The following is a 324-nucleotide window of genomic DNA, read 5'->3' on the forward strand; positions in this document are numbered from 1 at the left end:
TAGGACGGATTGCCCTGTTATGTTGATAATTTCGGCGTTTAATACCATTGCATCTGATATGACATTGACTTCAAGACGTGATTTCTCTTTATCAAAATACGCTTCAAATGTATCTGATTCTGAGCTAAGCTCGTCTGTACTTAATTGATTGGCCTGTGAGCTTAACATCACTGTAAATCTTTCATGGTAAGTGTTAGGTTCTAGAAATATTTCAAAAGGTGTACTTGTGATATCAAATATTTCATTGGTGCTTAAATCTTTAATAAATACTGAGACATCTGCGTTCTCAATAACTTCGGTACTAATTTTAGCAAGCCCAGCTGT

General features: G+C 35.2%; 1 protein-coding gene. It reads right to left on the reverse strand.

All coding sequences use genetic code 11. The annotated features are described in order from the left end of the window. Positions 1-324: hypothetical protein (locus J8281_RS19395; protein ID WP_210199284.1), on the reverse strand; the 324-nt coding region annotated here is incomplete at both ends.

The organism is Aquimarina sp. U1-2, assembly GCF_017897595.1.
GTDB lineage: Bacteria > Bacteroidota > Bacteroidia > Flavobacteriales > Flavobacteriaceae > Aquimarina.